The organism is Vreelandella sp. EE27 (genome assembly GCF_968206495.1).
Genome location: NZ_OZ309109.1, coordinates 2,068,491 through 2,083,641 on the forward strand (window position 1 = coordinate 2,068,491; position 15,151 = coordinate 2,083,641).

General features: G+C 61.1%; 15 protein-coding genes. 9 read left to right on the top strand and 6 right to left on the bottom strand.

The window, feature by feature from the left end:
* Window positions 1-171: 171 nt before the first annotated feature.
* Entirely contained in the window at window positions 172-246 is a 75-nt protein-coding gene (locus tag ACWHVV_RS09945; RefSeq protein ID WP_447530518.1) for a YHYH domain-containing protein, read from the top strand.
* Between the two features lie 94 nt (window positions 247-340).
* On the opposite strand, the gene ACWHVV_RS09950 is transcribed toward ACWHVV_RS09945, so the two are convergent.
* On the bottom strand, window positions 341-2,254 hold the full coding sequence (locus ACWHVV_RS09950) for an AMP-binding protein (protein ID WP_447926111.1): 1,914 nt from the start codon (window positions 2,252-2,254) through the stop codon (window positions 341-343).
* Between the two features lie 316 nt (window positions 2,255-2,570).
* On the opposite strand from ACWHVV_RS09950, the gene ACWHVV_RS09955 reads away from it, so the two are divergent.
* On the top strand, window positions 2,571-2,891 hold the full coding sequence (locus ACWHVV_RS09955) for an ArsR/SmtB family transcription factor (protein ID WP_447926112.1): 321 nt from the start codon (window positions 2,571-2,573) through the stop codon (window positions 2,889-2,891).
* An 18-nt stretch (window positions 2,892-2,909) separates the two neighbouring features.
* On the opposite strand, the gene sohB is transcribed toward ACWHVV_RS09955, so the two are convergent.
* Window positions 2,910-3,947, bottom strand: coding sequence for a protease SohB (sohB, locus tag ACWHVV_RS09960; RefSeq protein ID WP_447926113.1), 1,038 nt, complete (start codon window positions 3,945-3,947; stop codon window positions 2,910-2,912).
* A gap of 181 nt (window positions 3,948-4,128) precedes the next feature.
* On the opposite strand from sohB, the gene ACWHVV_RS09965 reads away from it, so the two are divergent.
* Window positions 4,129-4,440, top strand: a complete 312-nt coding sequence (locus tag ACWHVV_RS09965) for an SCP2 sterol-binding domain-containing protein (protein WP_447528905.1) — start codon at window positions 4,129-4,131, stop codon at window positions 4,438-4,440.
* Between the two features lie 27 nt (window positions 4,441-4,467).
* Here ACWHVV_RS09965 and nudC read toward each other — a convergent pair whose 3' ends face one another.
* Genes nudC through ACWHVV_RS09985 form a run of 4 tightly spaced genes read right to left on the bottom strand, consistent with a single transcriptional unit; the run spans window position 4,468 to window position 7,228 of the window.
* Entirely contained in the window at window positions 4,468-5,247 is a 780-nt protein-coding gene (gene nudC / locus ACWHVV_RS09970; RefSeq protein ID WP_447926114.1) for an NAD(+) diphosphatase, read from the bottom strand.
* Window positions 5,240-5,974, bottom strand: a complete 735-nt coding sequence (gene dnaQ, locus ACWHVV_RS09975; RefSeq protein ID WP_447926115.1) for a DNA polymerase III subunit epsilon — start codon at window positions 5,972-5,974, stop codon at window positions 5,240-5,242. Before dnaQ ends, nudC begins: the two co-directional genes overlap by 8 nt.
* A complete protein-coding gene (gene rnhA, locus ACWHVV_RS09980) occupies window positions 5,962-6,441 on the bottom strand; it encodes a ribonuclease HI (protein WP_447929136.1) in 480 nt (159 codons plus the stop codon). The genes dnaQ and rnhA overlap by 13 nt, the downstream gene beginning before the upstream one ends.
* Window positions 6,428-7,228: a class I SAM-dependent methyltransferase gene (locus ACWHVV_RS09985; RefSeq protein ID WP_447926116.1), complete on the bottom strand. Its 801-nt coding sequence runs from the start codon at window positions 7,226-7,228 to the stop codon at window positions 6,428-6,430. The genes rnhA and ACWHVV_RS09985 overlap by 14 nt, the downstream gene beginning before the upstream one ends.
* 95 nt (window positions 7,229-7,323) lie before the next feature.
* On the opposite strand from ACWHVV_RS09985, the gene gloB reads away from it, so the two are divergent.
* The 6 genes from gloB (at window position 7,324) to ACWHVV_RS10015 (ending at window position 15,064) form a co-directional block, all read left to right on the top strand.
* Window positions 7,324-8,091 (top strand): hydroxyacylglutathione hydrolase, encoded by a 768-nt coding sequence (gene gloB / locus ACWHVV_RS09990; protein WP_447926117.1) that lies wholly within the window; start codon window positions 7,324-7,326, stop codon window positions 8,089-8,091.
* A gap of 25 nt (window positions 8,092-8,116) precedes the next feature.
* Window positions 8,117-9,343, top strand: coding sequence for a transglycosylase SLT domain-containing protein (locus tag ACWHVV_RS09995; protein ID WP_447926118.1), 1,227 nt, complete (start codon window positions 8,117-8,119; stop codon window positions 9,341-9,343).
* 151 nt (window positions 9,344-9,494) lie between these two features.
* On the top strand, window positions 9,495-11,288 hold the full coding sequence (locus ACWHVV_RS10000) for an extracellular solute-binding protein (RefSeq protein ID WP_447929137.1): 1,794 nt from the start codon (window positions 9,495-9,497) through the stop codon (window positions 11,286-11,288).
* Between the two features lie 29 nt (window positions 11,289-11,317).
* Window positions 11,318-12,391, top strand: coding sequence for a microcin C ABC transporter permease YejB (locus tag ACWHVV_RS10005; RefSeq protein WP_447926119.1), 1,074 nt, complete (start codon window positions 11,318-11,320; stop codon window positions 12,389-12,391).
* Window positions 12,392-12,393: 2 nt separating this feature from the next.
* Window positions 12,394-13,479 carry an ABC transporter permease gene (locus ACWHVV_RS10010; RefSeq protein WP_447926120.1) on the top strand — a complete coding sequence of 362 codons (1,086 nt, stop codon included), beginning with the start codon at window positions 12,394-12,396 and terminating at the stop codon, window positions 13,477-13,479.
* Window positions 13,472-15,064: an ABC transporter ATP-binding protein gene (locus ACWHVV_RS10015; protein ID WP_447926121.1), complete on the top strand. Its 1,593-nt coding sequence runs from the start codon at window positions 13,472-13,474 to the stop codon at window positions 15,062-15,064. Before ACWHVV_RS10010 ends, ACWHVV_RS10015 begins: the two co-directional genes overlap by 8 nt.
* Window positions 15,065-15,151 lie beyond the last annotated feature (87 nt).

Below are 15,151 nucleotides of genomic sequence, written 5' to 3' on the forward strand. Positions count from 1 at the left end.
TAAAGTCATCATTCCCAGACTCGAACGGTGCTAATCTCTGAAAGTCGGCAACGGGCTGACAAAGATGAGGAATCAATAGTGAAAAAAGCCTTGGCAGCACTAATGATGGCTGGGATGTTATTGAGTGTCGGCAGCGTATCTGCAGCAACCACCACAATCAATGGCGATATAATGGAGCATAGCGGGCGTACGGATAGCAAAGGGTGCCACCGCGACACCAAAGCAGGCACGCGACATTGCCATTAGGCACCTAACGCAACTCTGGCTTTTCATTAACAGGAGCTCATAGAGCTCCTGTTAATGCTTGTCTTTTTCACACGTCGATCAATCAACGCAAAACCTACTCCAGCGGCCCGGCCTGCTCAGCACTACCCACGCTTTTATCCAGCATGGCCGCATGAACATCCTCCAGACTCGTTGGATCATCGATGGTCGAGGGAACGGTGAAGGGTTTGCCGTCGGCCATGGTGCGCATGAGTTTGCGAAGGATCTTGCCCGAGCGCGTTTTGGGCAGCCGGTTGACGATGAGCACCTGCTTGAACGAGGCCACGGGACCGATGGCGTCACGCACTCGCTGAATGAGTTCGGCCTCCAGCGCTGCTTCATCGCCGTTGAAGCCATCCTTGGGAATGACCAGGCCGATCGGTAGCTGGCCTTTTAGCTCGTCGTGTATACCGATGACCGCGCACTCGGCGACCGCCGGGTGGCCGCCCAGCACGCCTTCCATTTCACCGGTCGAAAGCCGGTGGCCCGCTACGTTGATGACGTCGTCGGTGCGCCCCATGATGAAAAGATAACCGTCTTCATCCTGGTAACCGCCATCGCCGGTCAGGTAGTAGCCGGGAAACGCTGCCATATAGGCGCTATGAAAGCGCTGCGGGTCTTGCCAAATGCCGGTCAAACAGCCCGGTGGAAGCGGCTGTTTGATGACCACGCTGCCCTCCTGCATCGGCGCAGCAGAAGCGCCTTCACGGTCGATGATCTCGACATTGAAGCCGGGCACCGGGAACGTGGCGGACCCCGCCTTGCAAGGCGCCAGCTCGATTCCCGCCAGGTTCGCGGCTATGGGCCAGCCGGTTTCGGTTTGCCACCAGTGGTCGATGACCGGCACCTGGAGGATGTCGCTGAGCCAGTGAAAGGTGGGTGGGTCGAGGCGCTCGCCGGCAACGAACACGTACTCGAGGCTTTCGAGCGTATAACGGCTTAACGCGAGGGCCTCCGGGTCCTCTTTTTTGATGGCGCGAAAGGCGGTGGGCGCGGTGAAAAAGGTTTTAACGCGGTACTCGTCGATTATACGCCAAAAACTGCCTGCATCCGGTGTTTTCACCGGTTTGCCCTCGTAAAGCACGCTGGTACACCCGCGCAGAAGCGGTGCGTACACGATATAAGAGTGGCCCACTACCCAGCCCACGTCCGAGGCGGTAAAGCACACCTCCCCCGGGGCCAAGTCGTATATGGCGTCCATGGAATAGGCAAGCGCCACGGCGTAGCCGCCGGTGTCGCGTACCACGCCCTTGGGCTTACCGGTGGTGCCCGAGGTATACAGGATATAGAGCGGATGCGTCGCACTAACGGGCACGCACTGGGTAAAGCCGCCGCCCTCCTCGATCGCCTGCCAGTCGTACTCGCCCTGGCTCAACTCGGCGCGTAGCGCTTCGCGCTGAAACACGACCAGCGCATTGGGCTTGAAGCGGCTTTGGGCAAGGGCCCGGTCAACGATGGGCTTGTAGGGCAGTACGCTTTCGACCTCGATACCGCAGGAGGCGGCGATCACCACTTTGGGCTCAGCGTCCTCGATGCGAAGCGCCAGCTCGTGGGAAGCGAAGCCACCGAAAACGACCGAGTGAATGGCTCCCAGTCGCGCGCAGGCCAACATCGCAATCACCGCCTCGGGCACCATGGGCATATAGATCACCACCCGATCGCCCTTGGCCACTCCCAAACGTTCCAGCCCGCCGGCAAAGTGCGCAACGCGGTCACGAAGCGTGCGGTAGGTCAGCGTCTGTTTGCTGCCGGTCACCGGCGAATCCCAGTAAAGCGCAGGCTGCTCGCCGCGACCTTCATCCACATGATGATCGAGGGCAGCATGGCAGATATTGAGCGTGCCATCCTCGAACCAACGGGCGTGACGCTGCTCATCGAAAGAGAGAATGGTGTCCGGGAAGTGATGCCAGGGCACGCGCCTGGCCTGCTCGGCCCAGAACGTCTCGGGGGATTGTACGGAGGACGCGTAGATCGTGGGGTAACGGCGCATGATGGCTTCTCATTATTATGTCGACGAACGAGGCTATGCGGGCACTTTAACCAGAAAAACCGGCGGGAACCGTTACACTATGGGCTAATGCCCAACCGCTACGCATTTAACCAGCGTTATGGTCGGCGCCCGGCGCCGCCCTTACCATTGACTCATCGTTAAACGACCGCTTGGACAAGCTTCGCTAAATTAACCAATATTGATCAACAATATTTCAACGTTAGACCGTTTCAGCCATTAAAAAACCCAGACTGCCGCGATTGAATGATCGAAAAACTATAAAAATGTTACCTATCGTTTCGGCAAGGAGAAAACCATGTCTACTTCCCCAAGCGCCGCGTCTCGTTTACTCGAACATGAAGGTCAGGCATTGGAAGCAGGTACGCTGTTACTCAAAGCGCTCGCTAATGAGAAACGCCTGCAAATACTGTGTCTGCTAACCGAGAAAGAGCTATCGGTCACCCAGATCAATCACCAGCTGGCACTGAGCCAGTCCGCGCTTTCGCAACACCTGGCCATTCTGCGCCGGGATGGCCTGGTGCAAACCCGGCGGGCGTCGCAAACCATTTTTTACTCGCTCAAAAGCGAAAGCGCCAAGGCCGTCCTGTCCGCCCTGGCGCTTCATTACGCGGCCTGAGGCCGCCTCGCGGGTCGATCAGCGGCGGTGCCAGCCAGTCGCTTCGATAGCGCCCAGCGCTTTGGTCACCGCCTGCTCCACCCCGGACGATACCGCCACACCCACGCGCCGCCCGATGGTTTTGGGCGGTTCGAGTTTGACGCTAAATACGTCCCCCAGGGCCATACGCTCGACCAGATACGCTTCACTGGTGCCTACGCTGTCCACCAGTTGCTGCTCGAGCGCTTGGCTGCCGTACCAGATTTCGCCAGTGGCGAGACGCTCGATATCCATACCGGGGCGATGGCGACCCACATACTCCTTGAAGAGCTTATGCGTGCTTTCCAGGTCGTCGATGAACTTGGCCCGGCCCTCTTCGGTGTTTTCACCCAGCACGGTCAATGTACGCTTGTAACGCCCGGCGGTGAGCATCTCGACATCGATATCGTGACGCTTTAGAAGACGGTGAATATTGGGCACCTGGGCGACCACCCCGATCGAGCCGATGACCGCGAAAGGCGCGGCTTTGATGTGATTCGCGGTACACGCCATCATGTAACCACCGCTGGCGGCGACCTTGTCGATACACACCGTGGTCAAAAGGCCAGCCTCGCGCAGCCGGTCGAGCTGTGCCGAGGCCAACCCGTAGGCGTGCACCAGCCCGCCACCGGACTCCAGGCGTACCACCACCTCGTCGTTGGCGCTTGCCACCTCGATGACCGCGGAAACCTCTTGCGCGAACTGTTCCGTACGCGACGCCTTGATATCGCCATTGAAGTCGAGCACCCACACCCGCGCGGCCTGCCCCTCGGCCTTTTTAGCGGACTTCTGGCGCTCTTTCTCCTCACGGCGAAGATGTTTAACGAGTTTTTTACGCGCGCCCTGGGCGGTCGCACTAACCTTGAGACGCCGGTTGCGCGCGCGGCGCTGCTCGTTCAATGACTCCACGTGCAGCGTCATACGGTGCTCGCCGCCGCGTTTACTACGCAAAAGTATAAAGCCGGCCACCAGTAGCAGCAGGGTCAAAATAACGCTCTGCACGAGGAAAGTGCCTATTTCAGTCATCCAATCACTCAACTGCGCTCTCCTTCGATGTTGAATCCCCGAACCCGGCCACCGCCGAGTGAAGATCAGGGAATCGCTTGCTTGATAAAATCCAATGCTTTAAATAGGCTCTTCGCAAGCTTATCGTTGACTCGCATCTTATCGCGCTCACGTAGCGTTTGCCTTTAAATAAACTCGTCATAGGAAACACTCGATGTCCTCTACCACCTTTGAAAAGCTTGAGTCTCGCTTCGACCCGGAAGCGGCCCGAGGTATGGATGAAGTCTTTCAGTTCCATTTCTCCGACGAGCAGAGCCATTATCTGCACGTGCAAGACGGCACCCTGGGCGTTCACGAGGGTGAGCACGACGACCCTTCCGTCACGATTTCCACCAGCACCGATACGCTGCGCGGCATCATGAACGGCGAAGTCAACGGTATGACCGCCTTCATGACCGGCAAGCTCAAGGCCACCGGTAACGTCATGCTGGCCACCAAATTGACCAGCCTGTTCCCCGGTAAATAAGCGCAATGAGCCAGCGCGCTTTGGCCTCTAGCGGAATTTGGCCAGGTGCGTCTCGATCAGCTCCCGAGAGATAGAGTAGGCCGGCGGCAGCGCCGGCGGTTTGCGTGGTGAAAACCAGGCCGCATCGCTGATTTCGACGCCATCGATGTGAATCCGCCGAGTGGTCGCCTCGGCAAAGTAGCCAAGCATCAGCGAATGCGGAAACGGCCACGCCTGGCTCTTGTGGTAGCGAAGATTGTCGATATGCACGCCCACCTCTTCGAACACCTCACGGTGCACCGCCTCCTCGGCGGACTCACCCGGCTCGATAAACCCGGCCAGCGTCGAGTAGCGCCCGGGAGGAAAGCGCGGGCTACGCGCCAGCAGCATCGCCTCGCCCCGAGTGACCAGGGTAATGATGCAGGGCGAGATGCGCGGATAGTTGCGGTGCCCACAGGCATCGCAATGCATGGCGAACTCGGCGCCCAGTCGAGTAGCCTCGGCGCCGCAGCGCCCACAGAAGCGGTGATTCTCAAGCCAGGCACTGACCTGTAGCGCCGTCGAAAGCAGGCTGAACCAGCTCTCGGGCAAATGCTCGAGCCAGTGACGCCCCTCCACCCAGTGCGCCTCGGGCGCATCTTCGATCGAGAGCGCTACCGGCTCGTCCTGCCAATAGCAAAGCGGCTGCATGGCCGGTGTCCAGGGCTGAAAAGGCTGCAGCGGCGTTGGCGCGCCCTCGGGGGTGTTCACGCCCGGCGCCAGTTGCCCGCGGGCGATACGTACGACCCGCCCCGCGGCCTCGTTTTTGGGAATTTCCCGTTTAAGCATCTTGAGCGGTGCCCTCCGACCAGCGCAGATCATGCGCCTGGCACTTAGCGATGTGCGCCGCTTCTTCGTCGTCGCTTGGCTGGATCACCCGAAGCTGGCCCGGCGTCAGGGTCAGCCGCTGGACCGAAAGACCTTCGCTTGCCTCGCTTTTCTCCTCGCGCTCGCTGGAACTCTCCGCATCGAGGGTCAGCGCGGTCTGGCCGCCGGTCATCGCCAGGTAGACATCGGCCAGAATTTCGGCGTCCAGCAAGGCGCCGTGAAGCACCCGGTGGCCGTTGTCGATATCGTAGCGCTTGCAAAGCGCATCCAGGCTGTTGCGCTGGCCCGGGTGCATCTGGCGCGCCATGGTCAGCGTATCCAGCACACGGCAGTGCTCGCTCACCGGGCCCAGCGGTTTTTGACGGCGCTTATTGGCCAGGTTCAGCTCGTGGTCGATAAAGCCCACATCGAAAGGCGCGTTATGAATGACCAGCTCCGCGCCCACAATAAAGTCCCAGAACGCGTCGGCGATGTCGGCAAAGACCGGCTCGTTGGCGACTTTCGCGTTGTCGATGCCGTGAACGGCGACGACCTCGGCATCGATATGCCGTTCCGGGTTGATGTACTGGTGGTAGGTCCGCCCGGTAAAGCGCCGGTTGATCATCTCGACGGCACCGATTTCAACCATGCGGTGACCATCGCGGGTTTCGATGCCCGTCGTCTCCGTATCGAGAATTATTTGGCGCATGGCGTGCTCCTTTGGTGATCATCGATGGCTTCGTTGGCCAGGGCATCGGCTTTTTCGTTGCCGGGGTGGCCGCTGTGCCCTTTGACCCAGTGCCACTCGACCGTGTGGCGCCTGGTTTCCTCGTGCAAGGTTTTCCAAAGCTCGGCGTTTTTGACCGGCTGTTTGGCCGCGGTTTTCCAGCCCCGCTTGACCCAGTTATGGATCCACTGAGTAATGCCCTGGCGCACGTATTGGGAGTCGGTCCAGAGCTCGACCGCACAGGCGGTATTCAGCGCGCGCAGCGCCATGATGGCGGCCATCAGCTCCATACGGTTGTTGGTGGTTTGCGCTTCAAACCCTTTGAGGTTTTTTTCGTGCGGCCCGCTTGCGAGCACTGCCCCCCAGCCCCCGGGGCCTGGATTTCCTCGGCAGGCGCCGTCGGTGTAGACCACGACTCGGGGCTGACTGTCTTGCTCACTCACGCTGATTTTCCTTTGCAATACGAGATGACGATTTGGCCGGTTCTTCTAAATACGCCCGGTTGCGCGAAGCCCCCAGCGGCAGAGACGACGCCTTGGCAGGCAGCTTGAACTTGACCCGCTCGATGGGGGCGCCGCGCTCGCGCCGGCACGCCTGGATCATGTAGCTTTGCCCAAGTGGCAGGTTGTGGCGCCGCCCCCACGCCTCCCAGCGCTCGCCGCAGGGGGCGTTGATACGACCACGAAAACAGCAGTAGTCTACGCGCTTCACCTCGAAGTCGACAAACGCCAGCCAATCGCGCAGGCGGTTGACGCTATGCCAGTCACCACTGAAGGGAAACGCCGAGTGCCCGCCGTGGCGGCGCTTTAAAAGCCCGCTCAGGCTGAGCGGATTGAAGCCAAATAGCACCAGCACGCCATGGTCGTTGGTGACCCGGGCCGCCTCCTTGAGAGTAAAGTGGGGGTCCGGCAACTGTTCGAGCCAATGATGGATGACCACCGTGTCCAGGCAGCGGTCGGGCAGCGAAAGGCTGTCCGGCGGGCAGACCAGGGTCGCGGGGGACTCGGCAAGGGCCAAAGTAGGCGCCCAGCGGATACGATGGGGAATACGGGATAGCGACATCAGCGAGCGCCCCATGCTCATCTCCAGGCAGTGCTGGCCGTGGCGATTTTCTACCACGGGGCCCAGGCAGGCGCGCTGCACATCCCAAAGCGAACGCCCGGCCGGGGTTTCCCAATAGACTTGGCTTTGGGCCAGCCGTTTGGCAAGCTCGGGGGCCATCGAGGAATTTGACATGGAACGCGCTTGCCTCCACAGTAGCGACTTTTTTTCGCGGTGCGCGTATTCTTGCACACGCCGTCGCGTAATTTGAACGTTAAAGGATCTCGCCCATGATGAGCGTGACACCGATTCCTGCCCTTAGCGATAACTATATTTGGTTGCTGCGCCAGGATACTAGCCAAAACGTTTGCGTGGTGGACCCCGGTGAAGCAGCCCCGGTCATCGAGCTTTTGGAGCGCGAAGGCCTTAGCCTGGCCACCATTTTGATTACGCATCATCATCACGACCACACCGGCGGGGTGAAAGAGCTCAAAAGGCGCTACGGCTGCCACGTGATCGGCCCTTCAGGCTCGTCCATTGAAAGCCTCGATGAGACGGTAGGCCACGGCGACGAGCTGCGCGTGATGGGGCGGCTTTTCGAAGTCATCGCGACCCCCGGGCACACCCTGGACCATATCAGCTACTTCGCGGCGGGTATCCCGGCGCTGCTGTTTTGCGGTGATACGCTCTTTTGTGCCGGCTGCGGGCGGCTTTTCGAAGGCGAGCCGGAGCAGATGCTTGCCTCGCTCGAGGCACTGGCAAAGCTTCCCGAAGATACGCTGGTGTTTGCCGGTCACGAATACACCAGGGCCAACCTGATGTTTGCGCGGCAAGCCGACCCGGATAATGACGCGATCCCCCAGGCGCTGGAGGAGTGCGAGAAAGCACGTGCGATGGATCGCCCCACCCTTCCCAGCAACATCGGGCGCGAGTTGACCATCAACCCCTACTTACGCGTGGCCACCGACAGCGTGCGCCAAGCCGCGGGGGCCCAAGGCCCAAATGGTGACGACCTCGCAACGTTTACGACGTTGCGCGAGTGGAAAAACCGTTTCTAAAGCCTTTACCCAGAAAAGACGCTCTATGACTTATCGCACCATTCGCCAGCGCTTTTTACTAAGCGCTGGCAGCACCGTTATTATGGGCCTTTTAATGGCCACGGCGGCCAACTCCGAAGCCTCCGCCAATCGTTCTGGTGTCTTTACCTCTGCACCCGCGCCCAACACACTGCCAGCGTCCGGGGGCCAGCAAGCATCAGCGTCAAATCTCGACGCCTACCACGCCCACTTCTGGGATTCCCTGTCTCTCGAACCCCAAAGCGTATGGAAGACACTACGCGACGCCTTTCAGTGGCAGGACAAAGCGCTTACCCCCGATGCCCAGGCACGCGTCGATCAGTGGATCGAGTACTACCGCGCCCGGCCGGAAAACATCGTCGAAATCACGCGCCGCGCTACCCCCTGGCTTGCCTGGATTACCGAACAGGTCAGCGCACGTGATCTACCCGGCGAAATCGCGCTGATCCCTTTCGTGGAGAGCTCCTTCGACCCTAGCGCCAAAAGCCATATGGGCGCGGCGGGGCTTTGGCAATTCATGCCACGTACCGGCGACGCGCTGGGGCTTGTGCGCAACAGCCGCTACGATGGCCGGCTAGACGTTCTTACCTCCACCCAGGCCGCTCTCGACTACCTGGAATCCCAGGCAGAGCAGTGGTACGCAGGCGACATGATGCTTTCGCTGGCCGCCTATAACGCCGGCGCCGGCACGGTCAACAAGGCGGTACGCCGGGCCCACGGCCAGGGGCTCGAAGGCAGCTACTGGGATCTCAACTTGCCCTCGGAAACCCTGCAGTACGTGCCCAAGCTCAAGGCCATTTCGGCGATCATTCAGGATCCGGAATTTTACGGCGTCGAGCTACCCGAGATTCATGCCTCCCCCGCGTTTGCCAAGGTACAGCTCGCACAGCCGCTCAGTTTGGCCCAGGCTTCGACCCTTCTGGATGTCAGTCAGCAGCGCCTGGCCGAGCTCAACCCAGGGCTGCTCGCCGCCCAGGCAGGGCCGCAAAGCGCACAAACGCTGCTGGTGCCGGAATCGGCGGACAGCGAGCTCATCGCCGAGCTTTCCCAAAATGGCTCGAGCATGCTCGCCACGACCCAGACCCCAGCGGTTCATCGCGTTGAAAGGGGGGATAGCCTATCCGCTATCGCCGCGCGCTATAATGTCGATCAAAGCGACCTGATACGCTGGAATGCCCTCGAGCGGCCGAATGCTCTGGAGACCGGCCAGCTACTGGCGCTCTCTGCGCGGTAGAGGGCGTCGATTTTCGGTCACGGTTCAACGCGACAACAGGACGTCCTCGATGCGAAGCGGTGTGCGATGTGTCAAAGCTCTTTGCGCCCTATTGCTAACGGCGGCCAGCGCCGCCCCTTTGGCGGCGCTGGCCACTGACGAAAGCGCCGCAATGGCGCTTTCCGAGCCGCCTTCGAGTGCGCCGGTCGAAACCGTTCACGGGCTGTCGCTCTACGACACCCCGGCGCTCGATGAAGGCTTTGCTTACTTCCCCCATGTGAACCCTCAGGCGCCCAAGGGCGGCAGTATCATTCATACCGCCGTGGGCTCGAGCTTCGATTCGACCAACCCCTTCATCATTCGCGGCACCCCCGCCACCGGGGTGAGTACGAAGATTTACGACACCCTGATGGCGACCAACCCCAACGAGCCGTTCAGCCTGTACGGCTTATTGGCCGAAGGCGTACGCCTGGACCCGGACCGGGCGTGGATCGAGTTCGACCTTCGCCCGGAGGCGCGCTTTCAAGACGGCGAACCCGTGACCGCCTACGACGTGGTGTTTTCCTTCGACCTGCTACGCGAAGAGGGCAACCCGTTTTTCGCCAGCTACTACGCCGGTGTCTCCCAGGTCATCGCCCAAAGCGAGCACCAGGTGCGTTTCGAGTTCAGCGACACCACCTCGCGAGAACTGCCGTTGATCGTTGCGCAACTGCCGATTCTACCCCGCCACTACTGGGAGCCGCGGGATTTTACTGCGCCGACACTGACCGCCCACCCGGGCTCCGGGCCCTACCGCATCGGTGAGGTGGACCCGGGCCGGCGGATCGTCTTCGAGCGCGACGAAAACTACTGGGGCAAGGACTTGCCGGTTAATATCGGGCGCTACAACATCGACCGGATCGTTTACGACTACTACCGCGACCGGGATATCGCCTGGGAGGCATTCAAGGCGGGGCTCGTCGATTTTCGCGAAGACGCCCGCGCCGCTACCTGGGCGATCGGCTACGACTTCCCCGCCTACCGCGAGGGGTTGATCGAGCGCATCACCGTGCCCGACGTCAACCCGGCGCTCATGCAGGCGTTCGTATTCAACTTGAATAAAGAGAAGTTTCAGGACCCGCGAGTGCGCGAGGCGCTAAGCCTTACCTTCGACTTTGCCTGGCTCAATACCAACATTTTTTACGATAATTACCAGCGTACCGAAAGCTACTTCCAGAACTCGGAAATGGAAGCCGTAGGCCCGCCTTCCGAGGCTGAGCTTGCGCTTTTGGAGCCCCACCGTGAAGAGTTGCTCGCCTCGCATCGCTCCGACCGGCTGTTCACCGAGTCGCTGCCCATGGAACAGCCCGCGGCGCTGCGTGAGCGCCTGCGCCGCGCCCTTGGGCTCTTGCAAGACGCCGGTTACGAAATCGAAGACGGCGAGCTGATTCACAGCGAAACCGGCCAGCCGCTTCGTCTAGAAGTATTGATGTACGACGCGGCGCTCGAACGCATGGTACAGCCAATGCTTAGAAACATGGCGCGCCTGGGCGTCGACACGTCCATGCGTATCGTCGATATCAACCAGTACCTGAACCGGGTGCGTAACTTCGATTACGATATCGTGACCACCCACTACCCCCAGTCGAACAACCCCGGCAACGAGCAGCGCGACTTCTTCACCAGCGCCGCCGCCGAGGCGCCTCAAAGTCGTAACCGTATGGGGCTTGCCCACCCGGCAGTCGACGATCTGGTCGAGCACATCATTAGCGCCGAGAACCGTGAAGAGCTCGATGTGGCCACCCGGGCGCTGGACCGCGTGCTGCGCTGGGGCTTTTACGCCATACCCCACTACCACTCTGGCGAAACCCGCATCGCCGTGTGGGACAAGTTTGGCTACCCGGAGCCGTTCCCCGCTTACGCCATGGACCTCGACGCCTGGTGGGTGGACCCCGATCGGGAAGCCAGCCTTGAAAGGCGCCGTTAGGGCTTTTTCGATCATCCCAGGAGCGCACCTTGGCCCGCTACACTCTACGCCGACTACTTTTGATGATTCCTACCCTGCTGGGGATCATGCTACTCAACTTCATGATCGTTCAGGCCGCCCCCGGCGGGCCCATCGACCAGATGCTAGCGCGCTTCGAAGGCGCCGACGCCATGGCCAGCACGCGCCTGGACATGGGCGGCGCCGATGTCCAGGTCAATGACGACTCGCGAGGGGCGCGCGGTATCGACCCGCGCTTCATCGAGCAACTCGAACAGCAGTTCGGCTTCGACAAGCCGGCTCACGAGCGCTTTCTTACCATGATGACGGACTACCTTCGTCTTGATTTCGGCACCAGCTTCTTTCGCGACCGCCCGGTCATCGACCTGATGGTCGAGCGCCTGCCGGTCTCGATTTCACTGGGCCTTTGGGCGACGCTGCTGGTTTATCTGGTATCGATCCCGCTGGGCATTCGCAAAGCGTTGTATCACGGCTCGCGCTTCGATGTGTGGAGCTCGGGGCTGGTGATCGTCGGCTACGCGATCCCGGGCTTTCTGTTCGCTATCGTGCTGATCGTGATCTTTGCCGGCGGCAGCTACCTGGACTGGTTTCCGCTCAGGGGTCTCACCTCGCCCAACTTCGATGACCTCTCCCTCTGGGGCAAGGTGAAAGATTATTTCTGGCATATCACCCTGCCCGTCGCCGCCGCGGCCATCGGCAGCTTCGCTACGCTCACCATGTTGACCAAAAACAGTTTTTTGGACGAGATTCACAAGCAGTACGTACTCACCGCCCGCGCCAAGGGCGCGGACGAGCGCCGTATTCTCTATGGCCACGTGTTTCGCAACGCCATGCTGATCATCATTGCCGGGCTGCCGTCGGCGGTGATCGGTATCTTCTTTACCGGCGCGCTGCTGATCGAGGTGATTTTCTCCCTCGATGGGCTGGGCCTTTTGGGTTTCGAAGCGGTCATGCAGCGCGACTACCCGGTGATTTTCGGCACGCTTTTTCTGTACACCGTCATCGGGCTGATCCTCAAGCTGGTCTCTGATTTAACCTACATGTGGGTCGACCCCCGCATCGACTTCGCCACGCGGGAGGCGTAACGATGGCCACGCCCTCTTCCCCGCGCTCTTCCCGCCTGTCCCCCATTACCCGGCGTCGCATCGCGGCGTTCAAGGCCAACCGCCGCGCCCGGCTGTCGCTTTGGGTGTTCGGCGTGCTGTTCATTTTGAGCCTGGCCGCCGAGCTAGTCGCCAACGACAAGCCGCTGGTGCTGAAATATGAAGGCCAGTGGTATGCGCCGCTTTTGGTGGACTACCCGGAAACCGAATTCGGCGGCTTTCTGCCCACGCGCACGGACTACCTCGACCCGTTCATTCAAGGACAAATCCAGGCGAACGGCTGGGCGCTATGGCCCGTGATCCCGTTCTCTTACCAAACCCTGGATATGCAGATGACCCGGCCGTCTCCAGCGCCGCCGGATCGCCGCCATTGGCTGGGCACCGACGACCAGGGACGCGACGTACTGGCGCGGGTCATCTACGGCTTCCGCCTCTCTGTGGCCTTTGCGCTGGTACTGACCACCGGCTCAATCGTCATGGGGGTGCTGGCCGGCGGCGTACAGGGCTATTTCGGTGGCAAGATCGATTTGATTGGCCAGCGCCTTACCGAGATATGGTCCGGGCTTCCGGTGCTGTTCTTGCTGATCATTCTCGCCAGTTTCGTGCAGCCGGGTTTTTGGTGGCTGTTGGGCATCATGCTGCTTTTCTCCTGGTTGGGACTGGTCGATATCGTACGCGCCGAGTTTCTGCGCGCGCGAAATTTGGAGTACGTGCGCGCGGCAAAAGCCATGGGGCTGCCTTCCAGGTTGATCATGTGGCGCCACGTATTGCCCAACGCCATGGTCGCCACCCTCACCTTCATCCCGTTTCTGTTTACCGGCGCCATCGGCACGCTCACCGCGCTCGATTTTCTCGGCTTTGGCCTGCCCCCGGGCGCACCGTCGCTTGGCGAACTGGCCGCCCAGGGCAAGAACAATCTGCACGCTCCCTGGCTGGGCATCACCGCGTTCATGACGCTGGCGGTCATGCTCTCGCTGCTCGTGTTCATCGGCGAGGGGCTGCGTGACGCCTTCGACCCCCGCCACGTAAGCCATAGCGCCACGCCCGCATCGGGAGCCCAACATGTCTGACCGCCTTTTTTGCCTCGAAAACTTCACCGTGGCCTTCGATGGCCAGCCGGTGGTGGACGGCCTCTCGCTTAGCGTCGGCCGGGGTGAGACGCTGGCGGTCGTGGGTGAATCCGGCTCGGGTAAGTCGGTGTCGGCGCTGGGCGCGCTTGGCCTGCTGCCCGCAAACGCCAGGGTGAGCGGCGGGCGCTGGCTGGAAACGACGGATTTGGCAAAGCAAGGCTCGCGCCAGTGGAACGCCATCCGCGGCAACCGCATCGGCTTCGTGTTCCAGGAGCCCATGACCTCACTGAACCCGCTGCACCGCATCGGCAAACAGCTTGGCGAAACCCTGCGCCTGCATCAGGGCCTTCGGGGCCAGGCCGCCCGGCGCCGCGCGAAGGCGCTTCTCGAGCAGGTCAAACTGCCCCGGGCCGAAGAGCTTTTGGACGTATGGCCGCATCAGCTCTCCGGCGGGCAGCGCCAGCGGGTGATGATCGCCATGGCGATCGCCAACAACCCGGCGCTATTGATCGCCGACGAACCGACCACCGCGCTGGATGTCACCGTACAGCAGGAGATACTCGCCCTACTAAAGGCGCTGCGCGACGAATACGGTATGGGGATGCTGTTCATCAGCCACGACCTGAACCTGGTACGCCGCTTCGCCGACCGGGTTTGCGTGATGAAGGATGGCCGTATCCAGGAGACCGGCACGGTGGTCGACGTATTTGAGCGCCCGCAAAGCGATTACACCAGGGCACTGATCGACGCCGAACCCGCTGGCCGGCCGGCGGCCATCGCCAACACCACGCCGCTTTTAAGCGCGCGCCAGCTCAAGGTAAGCTTCGACCGCCCCGCTACCGGGCTTTTCCAGCGCAAACGGCCCGCTTTTGAAGCGGTAAAGGCGACAGATCTGAGCATCGCCCCCGGCGAGACGCTGGGCATCGTGGGCGAGTCGGGCTCGGGCAAGACGACGCTCGCCTCGGCCATCCTGCGCCTGGTGCCAAGCCAGGGCGAGATCGCACTGGGCGACACCCGGCTCGACACCCTGAGCGGCAACGCCTTGCGGCGCCAGCGCCGCCGGCTGCAAATGGTGTTTCAGGACCCTTACGGGGCGCTGTCACCGCGCATGCCGGTGTTCGATATCGTCAGCGAAGGGCTGCGCTTTCATCACCCCGAGCTTAGCCCGGCAGAGGTCACCGCGCGCGTTCACCAAACCCTCGAGGAGGTGGGCCTGCCAGAGAGCTGCGCCGCCCGCTACCCCCACGAGTTCTCCGGTGGTCAGCGCCAGCGTATCGCGGTGGCCCGAGCCATCATCCTCGAGCCCGAGCTTTTAGTACTCGACGAGCCCACCTCAGCGCTCGACCGTACGGTGCAAAAGCAGTTGATCACTCTTCTGCGCGAGCTACAGGCCAGGCGCCAGCTAAGCTATCTGTTCATCAGCCACGATCTGGCCGTGGTACGTGCCATGGCCCACCGCGTCATGGTGCTCAAGGAGGGCGAGGTGGTCGAACGAGGCCCCTGCCTCGAGGTGCTCGCCGCGCCACGCCACCCCTACACCCAAGCGCTGATCGAGGCCGCCAAACTCACCCATTTTACTGAATGACCCTTTCACCGTTTGCTTAACGAATAGCACCAAGCCCAAAAATTTGAGCGTTAAAACGAGATAACGGTATAAAATAGTTACCTCTGG